General features: G+C 48.1%; 1 pseudogene. It reads right to left on the bottom strand.

The features are described from left to right. Window positions 1-270: pseudogene (locus AAEZ18_RS18900) on the bottom strand (hypothetical protein); the annotation flags it as partial.

A 270-nucleotide genomic window follows, 5' to 3' on the forward strand; every position in this document is an offset into this window, starting at 1 on the left:
GTTGTTTGCTCACTAAAAAACTTATCGCCCGGGTGCAGCGCTTTTTGGGTTGCATCGTTCCAGCGTTGGTGTAATCGTGCATCTTTCCAACGCTCGCTTTCACCCGCTATGCTCAATTGAATTTGCGACACGTCACCACGTTCAACATCGCACGCAACAATGTAGCCGCTTTCAAGTATTTGGCTTTGGCTAACGCGGTAATGCTCATCAACAGTTACAAGGTAAATTTCGCAGCCCAGGCTAATAGGGTCATTTTCGGCAACCTCAGCT

The sequence above is a fragment of the Pseudoalteromonas sp. 19-MNA-CIBAN-0066 genome, from assembly GCF_040308705.1.
In the GTDB taxonomy this organism is placed as follows: domain Bacteria; phylum Pseudomonadota; class Gammaproteobacteria; order Enterobacterales; family Alteromonadaceae; genus Pseudoalteromonas; species Pseudoalteromonas nigrifaciens.